Origin of the sequence: Synechococcus sp. R6-10 (assembly GCF_047461815.1) — a bacterium.
Classification (GTDB): Bacteria; Cyanobacteriota; Cyanobacteriia; order Thermostichales; family Thermostichaceae; genus Thermostichus.
In genome coordinates, this window is the sequence record NZ_JANSHW010000071.1 from 1 (window position 1) to 2,893 (window position 2,893).

The 2,893-nt window shown below is 60.6% G+C and carries 3 protein-coding genes; 1 reads left to right on the top strand and 2 read right to left on the bottom strand.

The annotated features are described in order from the left end of the window. The coding region (locus NW837_RS02395) for an NAD+ synthase (RefSeq protein ID WP_414329104.1) at positions 1-1,547 on the top strand (1,547 nt) is incomplete at its 5' end. A 232-nt stretch (positions 1,548-1,779) separates the two neighbouring features. Here the strand turns inward: NW837_RS02395 and NW837_RS02400 are convergent. Next, positions 1,780-1,932, bottom strand: coding sequence for a chlorophyll a/b-binding protein (locus NW837_RS02400; protein ID WP_011429120.1), 153 nt, complete (start codon positions 1,930-1,932; stop codon positions 1,780-1,782). A gap of 116 nt (positions 1,933-2,048) precedes the next feature. Next, the coding region (locus NW837_RS02405; protein ID WP_414329105.1) for a penicillin-binding transpeptidase domain-containing protein at positions 2,049-2,893 on the bottom strand (845 nt) is incomplete at its 5' end.

Here is a 2,893-nt window from a genome sequence, read left to right on the forward strand (position 1 = left end):
TGCTGGGATATCCACCCCGCGATTTGTTGCTCTACCCGGCCCTGATCGAGAGAGCGAACCAAGTTTTGCAGCACTTGGCCAGTCGGCTACAGGCCAGCATTCCGGTGGTCGTGGGATCCGTGCAGCCCAATCCTCTGCCTGAGGGTCGGCCCCTTTACAATGCTGCTGCCTGGCTGGAGGGGGGCCAGATCCGCCATTGGTTCCAGAAGTCGCTCTTGCCCACCTACGATGTCTTCGACGAAGATCGCTATTTTGAGCCGGGATCCCAGCCCCAACCCATCGAGTACCGTGGCCGCCGCCTGGGCTTTACCATTTGTGAAGACATTTGGAACGACCGCGATTTTTGGCAGCACCGCCGCTACCACTGGGATCCGGTGGAAGAGATGGCCCGCTGCGGTGCCGACCTGCTGATTAACCTCTCGGCTTCCCCCTTCAGCCTGGGCAAACAGAAGTTGCGGGTGGAGATGCTGGGATCCCTGGCCCGCAAGCACGCCCTGCCCATTCTCTATGTCAATCAGGTGGGGGGCAACGACGATCTCATCTTCGATGGGGCCAGTTGTGCCCTAGATCGCCGGGGTCGGGTTGTGGCCCAAGCCGCTGCCTTTCAGCCGGATCAGCTCATCCTGGATGTGGACGAGTTGACCCAGTCTCCCAACCCAGACCAGAGCCCACCGACCGCGGGATCCCGCTGGCCGACCGAGCCGGAAGCTGAGCTGTACGAGGCGTTGGTTTTGGGCACCCGCGATTACGTCAGCAAATGTGGCTTTCGCGAGGTGGTATTGGGCCTGTCGGGGGGGATCGACTCTGCCGTAACTGCTGTGATCGCCGCCGATGCTTTGGGGCCGGAGCGGGTGCTGGGGGTGCTCATGCCCTCTCCCTATTCCAGCGCCGGTAGCTTGGCCGATGCCTACCAACTGGCGCAAAACCTGGGGATCCCGACCCTGAAGCTGCCGATTCAGTCCATCATGGAGAGCTACCACCAGCTTTTGGCAGAGCCCTTTGCCGGCCTCCCCCCAGACATCACGGAAGAAAACCTGCAATCTCGCATTCGCGGCACCCTCCTCATGGCCCTTTCCAACAAGTTCGGGCGGCTGCTGCTGACCACAGGCAACAAATCAGAGCTAGCAGTGGGCTACTGCACCATTTACGGGGATATGTCCGGCGGCCTGGCGGTGATTTCCGATGTGCCCAAGACCTGGGTGTACCGCTTGGCTCGCTGGATCAACCGACAGCAGGAGCGGATCCCGCTTGCTACTCTGACCAAGCCCCCCTCAGCGGAATTGCGACCCGGCCAACAAGATAGCGACAGCTTGCCCCCCTACGATTTGCTGGACAAGATCCTGCAGCGGCACATCGAGCAGCATCAATCCGGCCCGGAGTTGGTGGCTCAAGGGTTCGATCCCGACACGGTGCAGCAGGTGCTGCGGCTGGTTCAGAATGCCGAGTTCAAGCGACACCAAGCTCCCCCTGGGCTGCGCATCACCGATCGCGCCTTCGGCACCGGCTGGCGGATGCCAATCGCCAAGCGTCAAGAAGGGATCATCTAATGGAACTAGTGGGATACCCTCACACCAGCTCCTCCCTCAGAGGGAGAAAGGGAAAGATTCGGCGCTGTCGGAATTGCTTGGAGTAGTTGGTGCCCGCTCAAGCCTTGTTGCCATTCAGAACGGCTACAACTGGTGCAGTCACGCTTCCTGCTCAATACCCTGCTCAATACAATAAAGGGCCTGCAAGCCAGCAGACCCAAGGAAAAGCCAAAAGGCGGTAAGTTGAGGTCTCTTAGATCAGGCCCAGCCAGGAAGCAACGCCTTGGCCCGTCACCGCTTCGATGACAATGGCCAGCACAAAGCCAATCATGGCAGCCCGACCGTTGAGGCGCTCGGCATACTCGTTAAAGCCAAACTTGGGCTCAGACAAATTGGGATTAGACATGAGAACCTCCAGGGTAAATGGGAACGACGGGGGGTGGGATCCGTAAAGAACGAAAACGAGAACGGCACTTGACCTTCAGTATAGTTTGCATTTCTTCATGATCGCAAGCAAGGTGGTCACCCGCTGCCGATGGCGGCGATGATCTGCCGCGCCAGGGGAATGGCCGCCTCATAGGCTTTGCCCTGATGCAGGTGCAGCACCAGCGTCCAGTTGGGATCCGGCAGGGGCCAAAAGGCCAGCAACCAGGCTTGAAAATCTTCTGCCCAGAGAATTGGTCGTCCTCGTCGTTGAGGATTGAGGATGGTGCCAGACTTGGCTGCCACTGGGATCCCTTCTGGGGCAATGCCGCGACAGGTGCCCGCTGTTGCCGCCAGGCTCATGCCAGCATGGAGAGCCTCCCAAATCCAAGCCGGTAAAGAGAAAGCGGGCAGAGAGACCTCGCCAGAAAGGGGTACACCTCGGCGGGCAATCACGCCCCCATAAACCAACAGCTCCCAGGGATCCACCGGCCCAGCCAGACCGGTTGCCAAGAGCGGAGCCGGAGTTGTATTCTGCACACTCCCTAGGCCGAAGCGCCGCAGCCACTCCACCAGGGTATCGGCCCCCAGCTCCCAGCCCAACTGGTAAAAATGCACGTTGCAAGAGTGGGCCAGGGCCTGGCGCAAGTTCAAAGCCCCATGGCCACGGGGATCCCAGCAGGGTAGGCGGCCCAACCCCAGTTGCGGCGGCGGATCCCACCAACCCGGACAGTGGATCAAGCGCTCCCCGGAGCTGATCCCGGTCTGCAGAGCAGCGGCGGCAACGGCGCATTTGACGGTTGAGCCAGGGCTGGCCCTGATTCTGGAAGCCTGCTCCGGCTGCCAAACCCTTGTTAAACGACCGGTGTTCAGGTTGAGGACGGCGGCAAAATCGCGCGGATGGGGCAGCCCTGCAGATTTCCCCTGCAAGCCCCAGGTCAAAG